Origin of the sequence: Phenylobacterium sp. (assembly GCF_024508875.1) — a bacterium.
GTDB lineage: Bacteria > Pseudomonadota > Alphaproteobacteria > Caulobacterales > Caulobacteraceae > Phenylobacterium.
Genome location: NZ_JANINU010000323.1, coordinates 1 through 18,892 on the forward strand (window position 1 = coordinate 1; position 18,892 = coordinate 18,892).

Annotated in this window: 19 protein-coding genes and 1 pseudogene; 9 read left to right on the plus strand and 11 right to left on the minus strand. The window is 68.7% G+C overall.

Annotation, left to right across the window (positions count from 1 at the left end; all coding sequences use genetic code 11):
* Positions 1-302 (plus strand): annotated as a pseudogene (locus tag Q0L11_RS21080) (12-oxophytodienoate reductase); the annotation flags it as partial.
* Between the two features lie 141 nt (positions 303-443).
* Here the strand turns inward: Q0L11_RS21080 and Q0L11_RS21085 are convergent.
* Positions 444-1,355 (minus strand): SMP-30/gluconolactonase/LRE family protein, encoded by a 912-nt coding sequence (locus tag Q0L11_RS21085; RefSeq protein WP_296599885.1) that lies wholly within the window; start codon positions 1,353-1,355, stop codon positions 444-446.
* Between the two features lie 341 nt (positions 1,356-1,696).
* On the opposite strand from Q0L11_RS21085, the gene Q0L11_RS21090 reads away from it, so the two are divergent.
* The gene (locus Q0L11_RS21090; RefSeq protein ID WP_296599887.1) at positions 1,697-4,135 is read left to right on the plus strand and encodes a TonB-dependent receptor; all 2,439 of its coding nucleotides are present in this window, start codon (positions 1,697-1,699) and stop codon (positions 4,133-4,135) included.
* A 55-nt stretch (positions 4,136-4,190) separates the two neighbouring features.
* Here the strand turns inward: Q0L11_RS21090 and Q0L11_RS21095 are convergent, their stop codons facing one another.
* A complete protein-coding gene (locus Q0L11_RS21095; protein ID WP_296599888.1) occupies positions 4,191-4,709 on the minus strand; it encodes a dihydrofolate reductase in 519 nt (172 codons plus the stop codon).
* A gap of 61 nt (positions 4,710-4,770) precedes the next feature.
* On the opposite strand from Q0L11_RS21095, the gene Q0L11_RS21100 reads away from it, so the two are divergent.
* Entirely contained in the window at positions 4,771-5,724 is a 954-nt protein-coding gene (locus tag Q0L11_RS21100) for a cation diffusion facilitator family transporter (RefSeq protein WP_296599889.1), read from the plus strand.
* A 46-nt stretch (positions 5,725-5,770) separates the two neighbouring features.
* On the plus strand, positions 5,771-6,148 hold the full coding sequence (locus tag Q0L11_RS21105) for a VOC family protein (RefSeq protein WP_296599891.1): 378 nt from the start codon (positions 5,771-5,773) through the stop codon (positions 6,146-6,148).
* A 4-nt stretch (positions 6,149-6,152) separates the two neighbouring features.
* On the opposite strand, the gene Q0L11_RS21110 is transcribed toward Q0L11_RS21105, so the two are convergent.
* On the minus strand, positions 6,153-6,464 hold the full coding sequence (locus Q0L11_RS21110; RefSeq protein ID WP_296599892.1) for a phosphoribosyl-ATP pyrophosphohydrolase: 312 nt from the start codon (positions 6,462-6,464) through the stop codon (positions 6,153-6,155).
* Positions 6,465-6,469: 5 nt separating this feature from the next.
* The gene (locus Q0L11_RS21115; protein WP_296599894.1) at positions 6,470-7,312 is read right to left on the minus strand and encodes a thymidylate synthase; all 843 of its coding nucleotides are present in this window, start codon (positions 7,310-7,312) and stop codon (positions 6,470-6,472) included.
* Between the two features lie 176 nt (positions 7,313-7,488).
* Between Q0L11_RS21115 and Q0L11_RS21120 the strand changes: the two genes are divergently transcribed.
* Positions 7,489-7,728 carry a hypothetical protein gene (locus Q0L11_RS21120; protein WP_296599895.1) on the plus strand — a complete coding sequence of 80 codons (240 nt, stop codon included), beginning with the start codon at positions 7,489-7,491 and terminating at the stop codon, positions 7,726-7,728.
* A 4-nt stretch (positions 7,729-7,732) separates the two neighbouring features.
* Here the strand turns inward: Q0L11_RS21120 and Q0L11_RS21125 are convergent, their stop codons facing one another.
* Positions 7,733-8,275 carry a DUF924 family protein gene (locus Q0L11_RS21125; RefSeq protein WP_296599896.1) on the minus strand — a complete coding sequence of 181 codons (543 nt, stop codon included), beginning with the start codon at positions 8,273-8,275 and terminating at the stop codon, positions 7,733-7,735.
* A 135-nt stretch (positions 8,276-8,410) separates the two neighbouring features.
* Between Q0L11_RS21125 and Q0L11_RS21130 the strand changes: the two genes are divergently transcribed.
* The gene (locus tag Q0L11_RS21130; RefSeq protein WP_296599897.1) at positions 8,411-9,274 is read left to right on the plus strand and encodes an RcnB family protein; all 864 of its coding nucleotides are present in this window, start codon (positions 8,411-8,413) and stop codon (positions 9,272-9,274) included.
* Here the strand turns inward: Q0L11_RS21130 and Q0L11_RS21135 are convergent.
* A complete protein-coding gene (locus Q0L11_RS21135; protein ID WP_296599899.1) occupies positions 9,271-9,744 on the minus strand; it encodes a hypothetical protein in 474 nt (157 codons plus the stop codon). The two genes, Q0L11_RS21130 and Q0L11_RS21135, sit on opposite strands and share 4 nt — an antisense overlap.
* 26 nt (positions 9,745-9,770) lie before the next feature.
* Positions 9,771-10,253, minus strand: a complete 483-nt coding sequence (locus tag Q0L11_RS21140; protein ID WP_296599900.1) for a Fur family transcriptional regulator — start codon at positions 10,251-10,253, stop codon at positions 9,771-9,773.
* 114 nt (positions 10,254-10,367) lie between these two features.
* On the opposite strand from Q0L11_RS21140, the gene Q0L11_RS21145 reads away from it, so the two are divergent.
* Both Q0L11_RS21145 and Q0L11_RS21150 read left to right on the plus strand, forming a co-directional pair.
* A complete protein-coding gene (locus Q0L11_RS21145; RefSeq protein ID WP_296599902.1) occupies positions 10,368-12,362 on the plus strand; it encodes a TonB-dependent receptor in 1,995 nt (664 codons plus the stop codon).
* Positions 12,363-12,405: 43 nt separating this feature from the next.
* Positions 12,406-13,482 carry an alpha/beta fold hydrolase gene (locus Q0L11_RS21150; RefSeq protein ID WP_296599903.1) on the plus strand — a complete coding sequence of 359 codons (1,077 nt, stop codon included), beginning with the start codon at positions 12,406-12,408 and terminating at the stop codon, positions 13,480-13,482.
* 151 nt (positions 13,483-13,633) lie between these two features.
* Here the strand turns inward: Q0L11_RS21150 and Q0L11_RS21155 are convergent, their stop codons facing one another.
* From Q0L11_RS21155 to Q0L11_RS21165, 3 genes are all read right to left on the minus strand, one after another.
* Entirely contained in the window at positions 13,634-14,605 is a 972-nt protein-coding gene (locus tag Q0L11_RS21155; protein ID WP_296599904.1) for a DUF4167 domain-containing protein, read from the minus strand.
* A 246-nt stretch (positions 14,606-14,851) separates the two neighbouring features.
* Positions 14,852-15,721: a peptide chain release factor N(5)-glutamine methyltransferase gene (prmC, locus tag Q0L11_RS21160; protein WP_296599906.1), complete on the minus strand. Its 870-nt coding sequence runs from the start codon at positions 15,719-15,721 to the stop codon at positions 14,852-14,854.
* Positions 15,718-16,485, minus strand: a complete 768-nt coding sequence (locus Q0L11_RS21165; RefSeq protein ID WP_296599907.1) for an MOSC N-terminal beta barrel domain-containing protein — start codon at positions 16,483-16,485, stop codon at positions 15,718-15,720. Before Q0L11_RS21165 ends, prmC begins: the two co-directional genes overlap by 4 nt.
* Before the next feature lie 108 nt (positions 16,486-16,593).
* On the opposite strand from Q0L11_RS21165, the gene Q0L11_RS21170 reads away from it, so the two are divergent.
* Positions 16,594-17,868: a YihY/virulence factor BrkB family protein gene (locus Q0L11_RS21170; protein WP_296599909.1), complete on the plus strand. Its 1,275-nt coding sequence runs from the start codon at positions 16,594-16,596 to the stop codon at positions 17,866-17,868.
* Here Q0L11_RS21170 and prfA read toward each other — a convergent pair.
* Complete coding sequence (prfA, locus tag Q0L11_RS21175; protein ID WP_296599910.1) at positions 17,865-18,890, minus strand: peptide chain release factor 1; 1,026 nt, start codon at positions 18,888-18,890, stop codon at positions 17,865-17,867. The genes Q0L11_RS21170 and prfA overlap by 4 nt on opposite strands.
* Positions 18,891-18,892 lie beyond the last annotated feature (2 nt).

An 18,892-nucleotide genomic window follows, 5' to 3' on the forward strand; every position in this document is an offset into this window, starting at 1 on the left:
AGCCGGAGTTCGAGGGCAGCGACCTCAACTTCGCCGGCTGGGCCAAGAAGGTCACTGGCGTGCCGACGATCACCGTGGGCTCGGTGGGCCTCTCGGGCGAGTTCATCGCTGCCTTCGCGGGCGAGGGTAGCCAGCCCGCGTCGCTGGACCGGCTGGAGCGCATGCTGGACCGCGGAGACTTCGACCTGGTCGGCGTCGGGCGCGCCCTGCTCCAGGATCCGGAGTGGGTCGTGAAGATCCGCGAGGGCCGCCACAGCGAGCTGTCGGCCTTCGACCGCTCCGCGATGGCGAAGCTGTACTGAAGTCCCTCCCTTAAGGGGGAGGGACAGCTCGCCGCAGGCGAGCAGGGTGGGGAATGGTCGATCAGGCTCCGCGCCCGGTCGTGACTTCCCCACCCGTCTCGCTGCGCTCGCCACCCTCCCCATTAGGGGGAGGGAGACTCTCTACGCGTTGAAGTTCAGCTTCAGGCCCGGGCGGGGCCACTTGGCCTTGTAGAGCTTGCCCGTGGCCGACGCCGTCACCCAGGCCGTCGTCATGTCCGGCCCGCCGAAGCAGATGTTGGTCACCACCAGGTCCGGGAAGGGATAGTGCTGGGTGGTCCCGTCGGGGCTGAAGGCGGTGATGCCCCCGTTGATGATCGTCGCGACGCACACCTTGCCGTCCGCCTCGACCGCCAGGCTGTCCAGCAGTTGGTAGCCGGGCAGGTTGCAGACGATGTTGCCCGGCGCGAAGCCGTTGGGTGGGGCGAGGACACCGGTCTCGGCCACCGGGAAGGCCCAGAGGCGGCCCAGCATGGTGTCGGCCAGGTAGACCGTCTTCTCGTCGGGCGAGAGGCCCACGCCGTTCGGCGAAATCAGGTGGCCGCGCTGCTGGCTGATGTGGCTGCCGTCGATCTTGGCGTAGTGCAGCGCACCGTTCTTGCGGCCGTCCGGCGTCGAGCAGCCGTGGTCCGAGAACCAGAAGCCGCCCGTCTTGTCGAAGACGATGTCGTTCGGGCCCACCAGCCGCTTGCCGTCGCAACTGTCGTAGACCGTCTCCAGCTTGCCGGTCTTCAGGTCGTAGCGCTGGATATAGCCGCCGGTGTGGCTGGGCGGCGTGGGGCCGGGGATGGTCAGGCCGCCCTGGTCCAGCCACTCGAAGCTGCCGCCGTTGTTGGTGATCCAGATCGCGCCATCGGGGCCGATGGCCGCGCCGTTCGGGCCGCCGCCGGTCTCGACCACGGTCTCCTTCGAGCCGTCGGGCTTCACACGGGTCAGCCGCTGGCCCTTGATCTCGGTGAGGATCACCGAGCCGTCGGCCATGGCGATCGGACCTTCCGGAAACTCCAGCTCGTCGCAGACTTCCTCGATTTCCATGGCGTCACTCTCCCGGCCTGTGGTTTTGCCCGACTATAGGGGGCGCCCGTCAGGGAAGGCGAAGGGGTTTTGGGCGTTCGGGTCGCGTTCAATATTCGCGGCCACGTGAGCGTTCGCGCTTCCCTCGCGTAAGAGTTCGTGTGGTTTTCGACACGTCCCAGGGTTGGAGATACTGGCCCTATCAGTTCCGATAGCTTGTCGGCGGCCGGCGAACTGCACAGTTATCGAGCCCTCGGTCGTGGCCCGTCTTGCGCTTCGGCCCCACAACAGCCCGCAGGACATGGCTTTGCGGGTGCGAGGCCGCGCGTCCACGTCAGGCGCGGGCCCAGGGAGGGATATCTATGCATCACGCCACCGCCCGGCGTCGTCTTTTCGCGGCCGGAGCCTCGGCCGTCGCCTTGCTGGCCGGCGCGCCGGCCCTCGCCCAGACGGCCCCCTCCGAAGAACCCGCCACCGTCGACGCCATCGTCGTCACGGCCCAGCGGCGCGAGGAAAGCGCCAATGCGGTCGCCATGGGTATCCAGGCGGTCCGCGGTGAGGTGCTGGAGCAATTGCACGTCACCGACGCCAAGGACCTGTCGGCCTTCGCGCCGTCGTTCACGGTCTCGCAGAGCTATCAGGGCGTGCCGACCTACACGCTGCGCGGCATCGGCTTCAACACGATCAACCTGTCGGCCACCTCGACGGTCGGCACCTACACGGACGAAGTCGCCTACGCCTATCCCTTCATGAACACCGGCCCGATCTTCGACCTGGAACGGGTGGAGGTTCTGAAAGGGCCGCAGGGCACGCTGTATGGTCGCAACACGACCGCCGGCCTGATCGACTTCGTCACCAACAAGCCGACCGACGAGTTCAAGGCCCAGATCACGGCCGAGGCCGGCAACTACAAGACCTACAACCTCGAGGGCTTCGTCAACGGCCAGATCGCGCCGGGCCTGGACGGGCGCTTCGCGTTCCGGATGGAGAACAGCGACAAGGGCTGGCAAGTCTCCAACAGCCGGGGCGAGCGCCAGGGCGAGGTCGACCGGTGGGGCGTGCGCGGCGCGCTGCACTTCGAGCCGAACGAGCAGTTCAGCGCGGACCTCTCGGTCTCCTACTGGAAGAATCAGTCAGACACCGTGGCGGCCCAGGGTATCGGCTTCACCCCGGCCACGGCGAACAGCCCGTTCCTGGCCCCCGGCCTGAAGGACTACATCGCCGCCAACCAGCCCACGAAGGCCAGCCAGGCTGACTGGGCGCCGCGCGCCGCCCGCAGCGCCGACATCGGCATCGGCGCGGGTCTGGCCGGCCCGTTGCGCGAGAACAACGACTTCGCCGCCATCAAGCTGCGCCTCGCCTACGACATCAACGAGGACATGCGGGTCGTCTCGCTGACGGGCTACCAGGACCTGAAGCGCCGGGCGCTCTTCGACTGGAGCGGCGCGCCGTACGAGATCCTGCTGCAGAATGCGCGCGGCGACATCGAATCGATCTCGGAGGAACTGCGGATCGAAGGGTCGACCGAGAAGTCGAACTGGCTGATCGGCGGCTATGTCGCCCGCGACGAGATCCTCGATTCCAACCGCACCCTGCTGGGCCAGAATTCCAACGTCGGTCTGATCCGGTTCGCCGGCGCGGGCCTGCTGGCCACCCCGTTCAACAGCGGCGGCTACACGGCCGCCCAGATGTCCCAGGCGTTCCGCACCTACGTCGACCGCGGCGACATCGAGACCAAGACCTGGAGCCTGTTCGCAAACGCCGACTACCGGATCACCGAGACCCTGAAGATCACCGGCGGCATCCGCTACACCGAAGACCGGCAGGACTACGTCGGCTGCTCGCGCGACTACCAGGGCAGCATGCTGCCCAACGTCAACGTCGTGAACCGGGCGCTGTTCTTCCAGACCTACGGCGCGCTGGTGGCCCCCATCAGCCAGGGCGGTTGCGTCACATTCGACCCGGCCACCAAGACGTTCGGTCCGGTCGCCTCGAAGCTGAACGAGAACAACATCGCCTGGCGCGTCGCGCTGGACTGGACCCCGATGGACAACGTCCTGGTGTTCGGCTCGGTCTCGCGCGGGGCCAAGGCCGGCGCCACGCCGATCAACGCGGCGAACATCTCCACCCAGAACGCGCCGGCCAAGCAGGAACTGCTCACGGCCTATGAGCTGGGCGTGAAGGCGGGCCTGCTGAACCGCCGCATGCAGGTGAACGTCAGCGGCTTCTACTACGACTACACGGACAAGCAGCTCAGCGTGTATTTCGCCGACCCGATCTACACCGCGCTGTCGCGCCTGCAGAACGTGCCGGACAGCGAGGCCTACGGCGTCGACGGCGAGGTCACGTGGCGGCTCTCGCCCGAGCTCACGCTGATCGCCTCCGGCACCCTGCTGCACACCGAAGTGAAGGGCTACGTCGGCATCAACGGGGCTGGCCAGCCGCAGGACTTCGACGGCGCGCCGTTCCTCTACAGCCCCAAGCGTTCGGGCGCGCTGACGGCGCTCTACAGCCGCGACCTTTCGGCGGACCTGGGCCTGCAGGTGGCGCTGAACGCGCGCTGGCAGGACGACAGCCATGCCGACCTGGAGGGCGATCCGCGCTTCACCATCAAGGACTACGGCCTGGTCAACGCCAGCGTCGGCGTCCATTCGCTGGACGACCGCTGGCGGGCGCAGGTGTGGGTGCGCAACCTGACCAACACCTACTACTGGACCGCGGTCAGCTCGAACGCGAACGTCGTCGTCCGCTTCCCCGGCCAGCCGCGCACCTACGGCGCTTCCCTGACCTTCGCCTTCTGAACGCGAAGGTGGTTCCTCCCTGGCCCGGGGCGCGCGTCGTCCCGGGCCGTCTTGTTCAGCGGCGTTCCAGCACGCGAACGGTGAAGGGATATTCGTCGACATCCGACGCCTCGTGGCGCTCGGACCGCACCTCGGTCCACCGACTTTCGTCGATGGGGCTGAGCACGACGTCGCCCTCGACCTCGGCGTCGACGTCGGTCAGATAGAGGCGCTTGGCTTTCGGGAGGGCCAGCTCGAACAGCGACGCCCCGCCGATCACGCACACCTCCCGCGCGCCGTCCTCCTCGGCCTGCTCGCGGGCGATCGAAAGCGCCTCCGAGAAGTCCTCGCAGACCACCGCCCCCTTAGGCTCGAACGATCCGTCCTTGGTGAGGACGATGTTCGTGCGACCGACCAGCGGCTTCTTCGGGAGGCTCTCCCAGGTCTTGCGGCCCATGATCACCGGCTTGCCCATGGTGATGGCCCGGAAGATCGCCAGGTCGGACTTCAGCCGCCAGGGAAGGGTCCCATCCCGGCCGATGACACCGTTGCGGGCGCGGGCGATGGGGCCGGCGGCGAGGATCACCTGAGACATGCCTGTTCTCTAGCCTGCGCCGCCGGCTGTCACCAAACGCCGGCTCGCCCGTTCACGCCAGATGGCGGGAGACTCCAAGCTGGCGATCTACGCTGCGGCCGGCGGCAACCTGGCGATCGCGGTCAGCAAGTTCGCGGCGTTCCTCTTCACCGGCAGTTCGGCGATGCTGACCGAGGCGGTTCACTCGCTGGTCGACACCGGGAACCAGGGCCTGCTGCTGCTGGGGCTGAAGCGCGCCAGCCGGCCGCCCGACCCGGGCCACCCCTTCGGCCACGGGATGGAGCTCTACTTCTGGTCCTTCGTGGTCGCCCTGCTGGTCTTCGCGCTGGGCGGGGCCTTCTCGATCTACGAGGGGATTCTACGCGCCACGCATCCGGGGCCGATGGTCAGCCCGTGGATCAACTTCCTGGTCCTTGGATTGGCGATCGGCTTCGAGGGCGGCTCGTTCCTGGTGGCGTTCCGCGAGCATCGCCGCCGGCATGGCGGGCGAGGGCGGTTCCTGAAGTCCATCAAGGCGAGCAAGGACCCCAGCCTGTTCGCTGTCCTGCTGGAGGACGCCGGAGCCCTCATCGGCCTGCTGATGGCGCTGGCGGGCGTGGCCGCCTCGTCGCTCCTCGGTCTCCATTGGGCCGACGGCGTGGCCTCCATCGGGATCGGGCTGCTGCTGACGACGATCGCGGTCTTCATGGCCAACGAGACGCGCAGCCTGCTGACGGGTGAAGCGGCGGCCCCGGAGATCGTGCGCGACGTCCGCGCGATCCTGGAGGCCGACCCCCGCGTGGTCCAGGTGATCGAGGTGCTGAGCCTCCATCTGGGCCCCGAGGAGATTCTGGTGGGCGTCACCATCGACTTCGACGACGACCTGCCGGGGGGCGGGGTCGAAGTTGCGGCGAGCGAACTCAGCGACCGGATCCAGCAGACCCAGCCCGCGATCACCCGCCTGTTCCTCCGGCCTGGCGAACAGGCGGGAGAGGGGCGGCCGAAGACGGCGCCGCGTTCGGCCTTGGCGGGCTAAGGTCACGCCTGCGCGGCCCCGCAGAGGCCGCCGGGAGGATGCATCGATGATCGCCTACACCACGGTCGGGGTGAACGACATGGACCGGGCTATCCGGTTCTACGACGCCGTATTCAAGCCGCTCGGCGCCCGTCGCACCACGACCAGTCCCACGTGGACCGGCTATGCGCGGGACGGCGACCCGGTCCCGTTCTTCCTCACCCGGCCGTTCGACCGCGGCGAAGCGACAGGGGGAAACGGGACGATGCTGGCGTTCCGGACCCGTGACCGGGAGGCCGTCGACGCCTTCCACGCGGCGGCCCTCGCGACCGGTGGGACATGCGAAGGACCGCCCGGCGTGCGCGAAGGCATGGATCCGGTCTTCTACGCCGCCTATGTCCGCGATCCTGACGGCGCGAAGCTTTGTGCGTTCGTCAGGAAGTAGGCCGTCAGGCCGCCGGCTCCAGCCAGGTGAGCCATTTGCGGCGTACGGCGGCGTCGGGGTCGATGCCGAAGCGGCGGCAGTAGAGCAGGACCTGGCAGAGCAGGTCGGCCGCCTCGTCCGCGCGGTCGTGTTCGCAGGCCTCGCCACGGCCCCGGCTGGAAAGGCGCAGGTGCGCCTGGGCGAGTTCGCCCAGCTCCTCCTGGAGCTTCAGCAGGTACCAATCGTCGTCGCGGGCGATGCCGAACTTGCCGGCATAGATGTCCGAGATCTGGGCCGCCGACTCCGAAACCTCTCTGAGGGTCAGGGGCGTCTTCATGATCTTCAGACCGCGATGGGGGCTGCGATGGAGGGGTGCGCTGTATAGCCCTCGAGCTTGAAGTCCTCGTACTCGAAGGCGAACAGGTCGTCCTTGTCGGCGATGTGCATGACCGGCAGGGGAAGCGGGTCACGTGACAGTTGCAACCGCGCCTGCTCGAGGTGGTTCAGGTAGAGGTGCGCATCCCCCAACGTGTGGACGAACTCGCCGGGCTGGAGACCGCAGACCTTGGCCACCATCATCGTGAGCAGCGCATAGCTGGCGATATTGAAGGGCACGCCTAGGAAGACGTCGGCCGAGCGCTGGTAGAGCTGGCAGCTCAACCGCCCGTCGGCCACGAAGAACTGGAACAGGCAGTGGCAGGGCGGCAGCGCCATGTCCTCCACCTCGGCCGGATTCCAGGCCGAGACGATGTGGCGGCGGCTGTTGGGGTTGGTCTTGAGGCCCTCGACGACGTTGACGATCTGGTCGATCACCCGGCCATCGGGCGCGGTCCACGACCGCCACTGTTTTCCGTAGACCGGGCCCAACTCGCCCTCGGCGTCGGCCCATTCGTCCCAGATGCTGACACCGCGCTCCTGCAGCCAGCGCACGTTGGTCTCGCCGCGCAGGAACCACAGCAATTCGACGATGATCGATTTGCGATGCAGCTTCTTGGTGGTCAGCAGCGGGAAGCCCTTGGCGAGGTCGAACCGCATCTGCCGGCCGAAGACGCCCAGGGTGCCCGTACCGGTGCGGTCGCCACGCTGCACGCCGTTCGCGAGGATGTCCTCGAGCAGCGCAAGGTACTGCCGCTCCGGATGGTCCGGCCCGGCCTCGTAGGCGGCGATGGGGACGTGAGCGTTCATCGAAACGAAAGGTCGCCCGCGGCGGGTGATTCGCAAATCGACGATGTCGTGAATCGTCGCCTCATCCACAGGCGCCTTTCCGTCACCATGTGACCGTTCGTCGATTCGCGGGTTGGCCGGCCCGTTAACGGCCGTTAAGAGCTCGCCCTACAGTTTTTATGTAGGATGACACCCGTATGCTGATTTCCGCAGTCGCCGCGCTGGCCCTCTTCGCCGCGCCCGAGACGACGCAATCCGGCGAGGCCGTGGCCGCCGAGAAGCCCGCCAAGTCGGCCAAGGCCGAGGAAAAGGGGCCGACCAAGATGTGCTACACGGCCACGCCCAGCGGCTCGCGCATGCCGCGCAAGGTCTGCGTGACCAAGGCCGCCGACAGCGCCAAGGACGCCGAGAAGGGCGAGGCCGCGAAGCCCGAGTAGGACTTCACCCCGCAAAGCCGCCGTCGTCGAGGAACGCCTGTTCCTCGGCGGTGGTGGTTCGTCCCAGCATCGGATTGCGATGCGGGAAGCGCCCGAAGCGGGCGATGATGTCGCGGTGGATCACCGCCCATTTCAGCGTCTCCGGATCGCCCAGCTCTTCGGCCAGGGTCAGGCAGAGGTCCTGGTCGGCGATGTCCTCGGAATGCTCGAACGGCAGGATCATGAACTGCCGCAGCTCCGTCTCCACCTTCAGATGCCACCCCTTTTCCGTCGCGGCGCGGGCGATGGCGCGCGCCTTGGGATCGGTCGCGAACGCGTGGGGCGACTTCCGGAAGAGGTTGCGGGGGAACTGGTCCAGCAGGAGCAGCAGGGCCAACGCGCCCTCCGGCGTCTCGGCCCATTTGTCGTATTCACCCCGTGCGGCGGCATGATGGACCCCCTCGAACTTCAGGCGGATCGCCGCGTCGAACGCCGGTTTGGCCGCATACCACTGCTTGGGGCCAGCGTGTTTCCAGAAGCCCAGGATGTCGTTGGGTGTCGCGGCCACTCGGCGTCCTCCGTCGCTTGTGTTGATCTCGCGCGGTCGGCGTCGTCGTTCAACCCCGGTTCAGCCGGCAGGTCCCAAGCTTGCGGACAAGGGACTATCGGTCGCCTCCGCGCGGCCAGAACTGGATTGAAGGCGATGAAGATGGCGATGGCGGCCCTGGCCGCCGTGCTTGCGGCCCAGGCGGCGCCGGCGATGGCGCAGGACCGGGGCGAGCGTGGTGACCGCGGCGAGGCGCGACAGGAGCGGCTTGAGCGCCGCGACCAGGCGCAGGGCGACCGCTGGAACGGCGGCGGGCGGCCGCAAGGCGAGTGGGCCGGCCGCGGCGTTCGTGCCCCGGAAGCCGCCCAGGCTCCGCAGGCCCGTCCCGCGCCGCAAGCGCCGGCGGCGCAGCGGGCGGACCGTCCGCGCTTCCGCGGCGATGGCCGCTATGGCCAGCCCGACGACCGGAACTTCAATGATCGTGGCGGCGACCGCCGTGGCGACGGCCAGCGCACGGATGGCCCGCGAAACGACGGGCAGCGCTTCGATGGGCGGCCTGACGATGGCCGGCGCGACTGGAACGGTCGCGGGGACAACGACCGCCGGGGATGGAGCGGCGGCCGCGATGGGGAATGGCGCGATGGCGATCGGCGCGACAGGGACCGCCGCGACTGGGACCATCGTGGCGACAGCGGCCGGCGCGACTGGAACGACCGCGATCGCCACGACGATCGGCGTCGGTGGGAGCGGGGGCGCTATCCATCGTCCTATTTCAGCTCCCATCGCTATCGGTACACGTGGCGTCCGCCCAGTGGGTTCTACCTGCGCACCTGGAGCTTCGGGGAGTTCTTCCCTCGTAGCTGGTTCGGCCCCGGCTATTGGATCATCGACCCCTGGCAATACGATCTGCCGCTGCCGCCCCCGGGCTACGAATGGGTGCGGTCGGGCCCCGATGCGTTGCTGATCGACGAGTACAGCGGCCGTATCGTCCAGGTGGTCCGGGACATCTTCTGGTACTAGTCGATGTAGCCGAGCGCCCGCAGTTGCCGGATGGAGCTGCGGGCGTCCTTGTGGTGGACAAAGACGCCGCCGGCCGCTTCCCAGAGGTGGCGGTACTTCTCGCGATCGTCCACCAGCACGTCACCCGGATGGCAGTGCTCGCGCTTGAGCGCGGCGCTGGTGGTGATCATCGGCACGCCGGGAAAATGGCGTTCGGCCCACGCCCGCTTCTGGGGCGCGGCCCAGCGCCCCAGCGGCAAACCGGTCAGGATGATCGGGTCGCGATCGCGGACGGCTTCGTACAGCGTGACCGCGCCCGGGAGCACGTCCAGCGTTTCGAAGAAGCCCGGAGCCCGCGCTAGGCGGCGCCAGAATTCCTTGATCCCGTACTTCGCCTCGAAGGCGCGGGGGGGCATCCCCAGCACGGCCGCCGCGCCGCGGTCGAAGTCGGCGAGCACGCCGTCGCAGTCGAGATAGATCTGCCTGCGCATCGGCGATCAGGAGCCTGCGCGGGAGGTCAGTGCTCCCGGCAGCCGGCGCACAGGCCGCGAGCCTCCAGGGTGACTTGGCGCACCGCGTAGCCGGCCGCCTGCGCGGCGGTGAGGGTGGGCGCGAAGTCCGGCTCGAACTCGGCGGCTTCGCCGCAGCAGTCGCAGATCAGGAAGGCGGCCATGTGCCCGCCTTCGATGCGGCAGGGCACATAGGCGTTCAGGCTCTCGATCCGGTGCGCAAAACCCAGGCGTTCCAGGAATTCGAGTGCGCGGTAGACCGTGGGGGGCTTAGCCGGCTCGCCGGCTTCGCCGTACGCTGCGATCAGGTCGTAGGCCTTGAGGGGCGCGTCGGCCGCCAGGAGCAGTTCCAGCACCCGGCGGCGAGGGGCGGTGAGGCGTTCCTGGGTTCCGGCGCAGCGAAGCTCGGCGGCCTCCAACGCACGCCCGAGCGCCACGCCGTGCAGGCCGTGGTGATCGTGCTCATCGTGGTGATGACAGGCGCTGGTCATGGCCTCCAAGTAACCCGGTTCATCGCAATGCGGCAACGCGCTTGACGGGCGGTTATGTTATTTCATAACACTATCGGCACAGTTCAGGCCTCTCCTCCCCGAAAAGGCGTCCGTATGCCCCGCGTCTCCCTCTTCGCCGCCGCCGGCGCGCTTGCGCTGCTGGCTTGCCCCGCTCTAGCGGCCGATGCCGGCGACGACGGCAAGGACCTTGCGGAGGTGGTGGTTACCGCCGCGCCCTACGTGGTTTCGATCGACTCCACGACCACGAGCGTGAACGTGGTGAAGCGCGAAGAGCTCGACCTGGCGCCGTCGGCCGGCCTCGGCGACGTGCTGGCCCACCTGCCGGGCGTGCGCTCGTCCTTCTTCGGTCCCGGAGCCAGCCGACCGGTCATCCGCGGCCTTTCGGGGCCGCGCGTCCAGGTGCTCACCAACGGCGTGGGGATGATCGACGCCTCCGGCCTTTCGCCCGACCATCAGGTGGCCAGCGACCCGCAGGAGGCGGAGCGGATCGAGGTGCTGCGCGGACCGTCGGCCCTGGCCTACGGCGGCTCGGCCATCGGCGGCATCGTCAACATCATCGACAACCGCATCCCTTCGAAATACGTCGACGGCATCCACGGCCGGGTGCTGGGCTCGTACAGCACGGGCGACGAGGGCAAGGCGGTCTCGGGCGCCGTGTCGGCGGGCCTCGGCGACGGCTTCACGTTCACGGCCGACGGCGCCCACCGCGAGAGCGGCGACTACGAGATTCCGGTCGCGGCGATGTCGCGCGAACTGGCCAGCGAACTGGGCCTGCCGGCGCCTTCGCGGTCGCGAACCCGCGTGCCCAACACGTTCGTCGACCTCGACGCCTACGGCGCCGGACTGTCGTACGCCGGCGCGCAGGGCTGGGGCGGCGTCTCGATCAAGCACACCGACAGCAGCTATGGCAGCGCGGCCGAGGAGGACGTGCACATCGGGCTGAAGCAGACGCGGGTCGATACTCGCGGCGGCCTCGACATGGACCTCGGCCCCTTCAAGAGCATCCGGTTCGCCGGCGGCTACTCGGACTACAAGCACACCGAGTTCGAAGGCGCCGAACCGGGCACCACCTTCCTGTCGAAGGGCTACGAGGGCCGCGTCGAACTGGTGCAGCCGGACCGCGGCGGCTGGCAGGGCGCCTTGGGCTTCCAGGGGTTGCACCGCACCTTCGACGCCATTGGCGAGGAGGCCCTGATCCCGGCCACCAAGATCGACGAGCTTGGCGTCTTCACGCTGCAGCGGCTCGACAAGGAAAGCTGGGGCGTCGAAGGCGGCCTCCGGGTCGACACGCGATCGATCAGGAATATCCGCGCCGATCGCGACTTCACCAACGTCTCGGCGTCGGTCGGGGCGTTTGTCCGGCCGATCGAAGGCTGGTTCTTCGGCGCGTCGCTGTCGCGCACCAGCCGCGGCCTGACCGAGGAGGAGCTGTCGTCGTTCGGGGCGCACCCTGCCACGGGCAGCTTCGAGGTCGGCGACCCGACGCTGGACAAGGAAGTCTCATACTCGCTCGACACCACGGCCCACTATTCCAGCGAGACGTGGATCCTCGACCTGCACGGCTTCTACGTCGACTACGACAACTTCATCGACCTCGTGCCGACCGGCGCGACGGACGCGGACTCGGGCTTCCCGGTGTTCAACTTCGTGCAGGGCGGGGCAAAATTCTACGGCACGGAGGCCGAGGTCGGCTACACGCCCTGGCACTCGGGCGACAAGAGCTTCCGGCTGGAGGCCGCGGGCGACTATGTGCGCGGCAAGACCAGCTACGGCCCCCCCGCCCGCATCCCGCCGTGGTCGCTTACCGGGCGCGGCGTCTACGAAGGCGGATGGTGGACCGGGACCCTCGAGGTCCGGACCGTCGGCAAGCAGGATCGCGTGGCCGACTTCGAACTGCCGACCGACGGCTACACCATGCTGAACGCCTCGCTGGTGCTGCGGCCGTTCGAGGCCGAGCCGGACCTCAAGGTCTTCGTCGACGCCAACAACCTGACCAACGTCGAGGCCCGTGAGCACGCCTCGTTCCTCAAGGATGTGGCCCCGCTTCCGGGGCGCAGCTTCCGCATGGGCGTGGGGTATCGGTTCTGACCCGGCCTCCCTAGACTGCCGTCCGGATAGTCTGGGGGTTCGGATGCGTGGAGCTTGGGGCAGGGCGCTCGCGGGCGTCCCGGCGGCGCTGGTCTTGTTCGGGAGCGCGCTGGCTGCGCCGGAGCCCGCGGCGCATGACTACGTCATCAAGGATTTCAGGTTCGGTTCCGGCGAAAGCCTGCCCGAGCTGAAGATCCATTACTACACGCTGGGGACACCGAAGACCGACGCCGCCGGCAAGGTGACCAACGCGGTGCTGATCCTGCACGGCACCGGCGGCACGGGGCGACAGTTCCTCAGTCCCCAATTCGCCGATGTGCTCTTCGTGCCGGGCGGTCTGCTCGATCCGGCCAAGTACTTCATCGTCCTGCCCGACGGCATCGGTCATGGGGGTTCGTCCAAGCCTTCGGACGGGCTTCGGACGAAGTTCCCGAAGTACGACTACGCCGACATGATCGCGGCGCACCATGCACTGGTCGCCGACGGCCTTAAGGTCGACAGGCTGCGCCTGCTGATGGGAACGTCGATGGGCTGCATGCACGGCTTCATGTGGGCCGAGACCTGGCCGCAGTCGTCCAAGGCGTTCATGCCCCTGGCCTGCCTGCCGGTGGAGATCGCCGGCCGCAACCGCCTATGGCGCAAGATGGCGATCGACGCGGTGAAGGCCGATCCGGCGTGGAACGGCGGAGACTATGCAAGCGCCCCGGTCCAGGGGCTCCGCACCGCGCAGGACCTGCTGATCCTTGTGGGCGCCTCGCCTCTGCCGATGCAGAACCAACTTCCGACGCGGGAAGCGGTCGATGCGTGGATCGGACCCGAACTCGCGCGCCGCATGGCTCCGGCGGACGCCAACGATCTCATCTATCAGCTCGATGCATCGCGGACCTACGACCCGTCGAAGAACTTAGCCAAGATCAGCGCGCCCGTGACCTGGGTGAACTCGGCCGACGACTTCATCAACCCGCCGGAGCTGGGCATCGCCGAGCGCGAGGCGCGGCGTCTCAAGACGGCGAAGTTCGTGCTGATCCCCGCCAGTGCGGAGACCCACGGCCATGGCACACACACCTGGGCGGCGCTGTGGCAGGGCGAGCTGGCGGCGCTGTTGAAGCGGTCCGAGTAGGGCTTTCCCTCCGCGTCATGGGGAGGGGGGCTCGAACGAAGCGAGAGACGGGCGAGGAGCTCGCGGCCGGGCGCCGTGCCCGAACCCTCGTTCCCCACCCCGCGCGTGTGCGGCGCGTCGACCCTCCCCATGAAGGGGAGGGAAAAGAGGCCTACTCTTCCGACTCGGCGGGGGCCGGTGCGCCTTCGCCGCCTTCGAAGCTGCGCGGGGCACGGCGACGGCGGGGCTTGGGCTTGTCCTCGGCGGCTTCAGCCGCGGCCGGCGCCGCAGCTACGGGACGCGTCGGACGCAGGAACGCCGGGACGTGGCTGTGCTCGCTGTCGTCGCGGGCGATGGGCGCCGGCGCCGGCTCGGGAGCCGGGGCGTCGCCCTGGGGCTGCACGACGGCCAGCGGGTCCCGCTCCGGGCGGTCGTCGCGGTCGCGGTTGCGTTCGAAACGCGGACGGTCGTCGCGCGGGGGCCGGTCGTCCCGCGGGCGGTCTTCACCCTCGCCGCGCGGACGGTCGTCACGCTGCCGGTCGTCGCGATTGCGGTTGCGGTCCCGATCACGGTCGCGATCCCGGGGACGATCATCGCGATCGCGCCAGCGGTCCCGGCCGCCTTCGCCACGATCACGGTCGCGATCCCGATCCCGGTCGCGCGGCCGGTCGTCGCGGTCGCGGCCCTGCCATTCGCCGCGGTCGCGGTCGCGGTTGCGGTTCTGGTCACGGCCTTCGCCGTCCTCACGCGCTTCACCACCTTCGCCGGCGGCTTCGTCGGCGGCCGCGGCGGCCGCCTGGCCGCTCTCGTCCTCGAAGTCGATGTCGTAGCCCGACGCGAACTGGTCGCGGCCGATGATCTCGCTGGCCGGGCGGTTGGGCTGGATGGCGCGCAGCAGGCGGAAATAGTGTTCCGCGTGCTGCAGATAATTCTCGGCGAGGACGCGGTCGCCAGCGGACGTCGCGTCGCGAGCGAGCTGCTGGTACTTCTCGAAGACGTGCTGGGCGTTGCCGCGCACCTTCACGCCGTCGGGGCCGTTCGAATCGAAAGCCCGATTGGCGTTGTGCTGCTGGGGCTTTCCGCCACCGCCGCCACCGCCCCGATTGCGCCCGCGCTGGCGCTTCATACCCTTGAAATCTCTCATTTTTTAAGAAACCGTCTGGTTCTTCCTCAGCGCCTGTGCGGCGACTTGGCCTTCAGCTCCGTCGGGCTCCGCCCGCTCAGTGATGTCGAAGACGTGTGTTTTCCCCGTCTTCCGCCCGGAAGCTCGTCAGCGAGAGGCCCTTGGTGAAGACGTCGCGCCTGTCGGGTCCGGCGGGCGTCCTGCATGGGGACGTATCTACCTGCAACACCGACGAATTTGGGTGGAGACAGGCATTGATGTAGCGAGTCAGTCCGGCGTTTCCAAGGCCTTTTTCTCACCGACGACGACGCGGTCGCGGTCGGCGAGGTCCTTGATGGTGTCGACGAACACAGCGCCGGCCTCCTTGAACAGCGCCTCGACGGGCTGCTTCTGGTCGTAGCCGATCTCGACGGCGAAGCGTCCGCCCGGCTTCAGCACCCGGAGAATCTCCGGGGCGAGGATGCGGTAGTGATCCAGACCGTCGGCGCCGCCGGACAGGGCCAGGCGCGGCTCGTGGTCGCGGACCTCCGGCTCCAGCGTCTCGATCACCTCGTCGGCGATGTAGGGCGGGTTGGAGACCACGAGGTCGAACGAGGCGGTGTCGAGGCCAGCGGTCCAGTCGCCGCGCAGGAAGGCCGCGCGGTTCGCGAGGCCCAGCGAGGCGGCGTTGTCCCGCGCGACGGCCAAGGCCTCTTCGGAAATGTCGACGCCCAGCCCCTTGGCCGCAGGCCGCTCGGCGAGCAATGCCAGCAGGATCGCCCCCGATCCCACGCCAAGGTCGAGGATGCGCCAGGGCGCGCGCTCAGGGAATTCGCGGAGGGAATATTCCACCACCGTCTCGGTGTCGGGCCGCGGCGTCAGAACGTCGCCGGTGACGTTCAGCATGATCTTCCAGAAGCCCTTGCGGCCCAGGATGTGGCTCACCGGCTCCCGCCGTTCGCGTCGCGCCAGGTATTCCTCGAGCTTCGCCTCCTGCTCGGGCGTGAGCTCCCGGTAGGGATCGGTGACGATCTCGACGCGCGTGGCGTCCGCGGCGGCCTCCACCAACAGGCGTGCGTCGATCACGGGGCCGGAGAGGCCGGCGGCCTCGAGCCGTGTACGGGCGCCCTTCCAGGCCTTGACCAGCGTGAGGCTCATTGCGGCGCCGTCGCCGCGTCGCCGAGGCCGATGCGGCCGGAGGACGTCATCTGGATGTAGATTCCGCAGAACATGTGGCCGTAGTTGTCGAACAACGCCTTCACCACCTCGAGGTCACGTACGGCCGTGGTCGGATCGACCTCCGTGGCGGCGCAGCGCACGATGGGCTTGAACACCTTGGCCCGCGCCCAGCCGACCATCAACTCGCGGCCGGGCCATTCGTTCTCGACCCAGGCCGGCCAGCCATCGACATAGAGGTTGCCGCGAAAGCGCAGCGGGTCGAGTTCCACGCCCATCTTCCGGGAAAGGTCGCGGACGCTGGCGAGATTGATCACCGAGACCTGGCCGAGCGGGTGGTCGGTGAAGCGAAACGCGCCACGGGCGTCGACGACCTTCAAGGGGCCGCGAATATCCTCTCCGGGCAGGACGCTTCCCAGCCAATCGGCGAAGGCCAAACGTCCCGCGGGTTCGCCTAGGCGGCCGGAGTACGGTGGCGCGCCCGGCGCCTCGGCGGTCAGGACGCCGGTGGCTTCATCGTAGCGGGTCCGCGCGGCCGCCACGCCGGGGATCGCCGCCAGCACCGTGAACTTCTGCTTGGGCGTGAACGCCGGCGCGTCGGCGTCGTAGCCGGACGGGCCGTTTTCGACGGCCCAGATCCGGTCGTGCGGGAACCCCTCGCCCGGCGCGAGGTCGACGTGCGTCAGCGGCTCGGGCGTGAAGCCCTTCACTGGATGCCGATATATCGCCGCGACGTGGCCGCTCATGGCCGCGCTTCTCGCCGAAAGCGCGACCGGGCTCAAGCGCCATGCCCAATGCCGGGAACGGACGGCCACGCCATGGGTTAGCCGAAGCGCCGCCAGGGGAGCGCAGACGTGACCGTTGTCCATCGATCCCAGCCTCCGCGCCGACGGTCGGCCCCGTCGGCCGCCAGCCTCGCGCCGTGGGCGCTGGCGGCGGCGCTGGCCGCGGCGTGGTGGAACGCCAGCCGCGCGCGCCCGGCGCCGCAACCGCTGCGCATCGAACCGAAGCCGCAGCCGGGGCTCAGCCGTCAGACGGTCGCCGAACCGGCCCACTTCGAGGCGCAGGAGCCTGGGCGAGGGCGGGTGGCCGAGCGCCCGGCCCACATCCCCTGGCGCGGGTGGAAGGACATCCTTTGGCGCACCTGGCGGGAGATCGGCCAGGATCGGCTGACGGTGGTGGCCGGCAGCGTCACCTACTACACGCTGCTGGCGATCTTCCCGGCTCTGGGCGTCTTCGTCTCGCTGTACGGCCTGATCGCCGACGTGCGCCTGGTGGAGCAGCAACTGGTGCAGCTCTCGGCCATCTTCCCGCCCGAAGCGGTGCGGTTGCTGGGCGAGCAGATGCTGCGCCTGGCCACCGGGAAGGCCGCGGGCCTATCGCTGGCCTTCGTGGTCAGCCTGCTCCTGTCGATCTGGAGCGCCAGCGCCGGGATGAAGTCGCTCTTCGATGGGCTGAACATCGCCTACGACGAGACCGAGAAGCGAAACTATCTCGTGCGGACGGCGCTCACCTACGGCTTCACCCTCGCCCTGCTGGTGTTCCTGGCGCTCGTCAGCGGGATTCTGGTGGCCGCGCCCATCGTGCTCGATGCGCTCGGTCTCCGGCAGGACTGGCTGATCGCGGCCCGGTGGCCGCTGGTCTATGCGGTCGCGGCCGGCGCGTTCTGTGTCGCCTATCGCTACGGTCCGAGCCGGCGACGCGCGCGCTGGCGCTGGCTGCTGCCCGGCGGCGCCGCGGCGGCCTTTTTCTGGATGGCCGGCTCGGCGGGGTTCTCCTGGTACCTGAACAATGTCGCGCGCCTGGACGCCACCTATGGCTCGTTGGGCACGGTGATCGGGTTCATGCTGTGGGTCTGGTTCTCGGTGATGGTGGTCCTGATGGGCGCCGAGTTGAACGCGGAGATCGAGCACCAGACGGCGATCGATTCCACAACGGGCCCGGCCAAGCCCATGGGCGAGCGCGGCGCGGCGATGGCCGATACCGTCGGCCTGCGCTTCGTCGGTGTCCGTAATGGGACCCGGCAGTTGCTGGAGACCCTGCGGCGCCAGGTCCGAAACCTGCGCCGCCCGCCGCCGCGCGGCAGCCCGCCCCCCACGAAGGCGGGCGGAGAGAGCTCGCCGCCTTAGCCCAACTCGTCTTCCAGGGCAGCGAGACGCGCCGCCTGGTCTTCGGCGATCAGCGGGTTGATCACGTCGTCTAGCGCCTCGCCCTCCATGACCTTGGGCAGGTTGTAGAGCGTCAGGTTGATCCGGTGGTCGGTCACACGGCCCTGGGGGAAGTTGTAGGTGCGGATGCGCTCCGACCGGTCGCCCGAGCCGACCTGGCTCTTGCGGCTCTCGGACCGAGCGCTGTCGATGGCCTCGCGCTGCATGTCGTACAGCTTGACCTTCAGCGCCTTCATGGCCCGCGCCCGGTTCTGGTGCTGCGATTTCTCGGAACTCGTCACCACGATGCCAGTGGGCAGGTGGGTGATGCGCACCGCCGAGTCGGTTTTGTTCACGTGCTGGCCGCCGGCGCCGGACGAGCGGTAGGTGTCGATCCGCAGGTCCTGGTCGCGGATTTCGATCTCGACCTCTTCCGGTTCGGGTAGGATGGCCACCGTGGCGGCCGAGGTGTGGATTCGGCCCTGGGCTTCCGTGGCGGGCACGCGCTGGACCCGGTGTACGCCGCTCTCGAACTTCAGCCGGCCGAACACGCCATCGCCGGTGATGGAGGCGACGATTTCCTTGTAACCGCCCATTTCGCCCTCGGTCAGCGAGTCGATCTCGACCCGCCAGCCCTTCGACTGAGCGTAGCGCTGGTACATGCGGAAGAGGTCGCCGGCGAACAGGGCGGCTTCGTCGCCGCCGGTGCCGGCGCGGACTTCAATGATCGCCGAGGCGTTCTCGTCCTTGTCCTTGGGCGCGAGCAGCAGGGCGACTTCATGCTCAAGCGCCGGCAGCCGTTCCTTCAGCGCCTCCAGTTCGTCGCGGGCCATGTCGGCCATGTCGGCGTCGCCGGAGGCCAGCATCTCCTCCAGCTCAGGGCCCTCGGCCTTGGCCTTTTCGAGGGCCGTGACGGCGTCGGCGACGGGCTTCAGCTCGGCGTGCTCCTTGGACAGGCGCACGATCTCGGCGCCGTCGGTGGCCGCGCCCATGCGCGCCTCGATCT

Bases quoted from the DNA above. Each gene is read 5' to 3' on its own strand.
- Q0L11_RS21095 (WP_296599888.1), bottom strand. From the start codon at position 4,709: ATGTCTCAGGTGATCCTCGCCGCCGGCCCCATCGCCCGCGCCCGCAAC.
- Q0L11_RS21115 (WP_296599894.1), bottom strand. From the start codon at position 7,312: ATGAACGCTCACGTCCCCATCGCCGCCTACGAGGCCGGGCCGGACCAT.
- Q0L11_RS21085 (WP_296599885.1), bottom strand. From the start codon at position 1,355: ATGGAAATCGAGGAAGTCTGCGACGAGCTGGAGTTTCCGGAAGGTCCG.
- Q0L11_RS21140 (WP_296599900.1), bottom strand. From the start codon at position 10,253: ATGACCAGCGCCTGTCATCACCACGATGAGCACGATCACCACGGCCTG.
- Q0L11_RS21110 (WP_296599892.1), bottom strand. From the start codon at position 6,464: ATGAAGACGCCCCTGACCCTCAGAGAGGTTTCGGAGTCGGCGGCCCAG.
- prmC (WP_296599906.1), bottom strand. From the start codon at position 15,721: ATGAGCCTCACGCTGGTCAAGGCCTGGAAGGGCGCCCGTACACGGCTC.
- Q0L11_RS21130 (WP_296599897.1), top strand. From the start codon at position 8,411: ATGAAGATGGCGATGGCGGCCCTGGCCGCCGTGCTTGCGGCCCAGGCG.
- Q0L11_RS21155 (WP_296599904.1), bottom strand. From the start codon at position 14,605: ATGAGAGATTTCAAGGGTATGAAGCGCCAGCGCGGGCGCAATCGGGGC.
- Q0L11_RS21150 (WP_296599903.1), top strand. From the start codon at position 12,406: ATGCGTGGAGCTTGGGGCAGGGCGCTCGCGGGCGTCCCGGCGGCGCTG.
- Q0L11_RS21135 (WP_296599899.1), bottom strand. From the start codon at position 9,744: ATGCGCAGGCAGATCTATCTCGACTGCGACGGCGTGCTCGCCGACTTC.
- Q0L11_RS21165 (WP_296599907.1), bottom strand. From the start codon at position 16,485: ATGAGCGGCCACGTCGCGGCGATATATCGGCATCCAGTGAAGGGCTTC.
- Q0L11_RS21145 (WP_296599902.1), top strand. From the start codon at position 10,368: ATGCCCCGCGTCTCCCTCTTCGCCGCCGCCGGCGCGCTTGCGCTGCTG.
- Q0L11_RS21090 (WP_296599887.1), top strand. From the start codon at position 1,697: ATGCATCACGCCACCGCCCGGCGTCGTCTTTTCGCGGCCGGAGCCTCG.
- Q0L11_RS21105 (WP_296599891.1), top strand. From the start codon at position 5,771: ATGATCGCCTACACCACGGTCGGGGTGAACGACATGGACCGGGCTATC.
- Q0L11_RS21120 (WP_296599895.1), top strand. From the start codon at position 7,489: ATGCTGATTTCCGCAGTCGCCGCGCTGGCCCTCTTCGCCGCGCCCGAG.
- Q0L11_RS21100 (WP_296599889.1), top strand. From the start codon at position 4,771: ATGGCGGGAGACTCCAAGCTGGCGATCTACGCTGCGGCCGGCGGCAAC.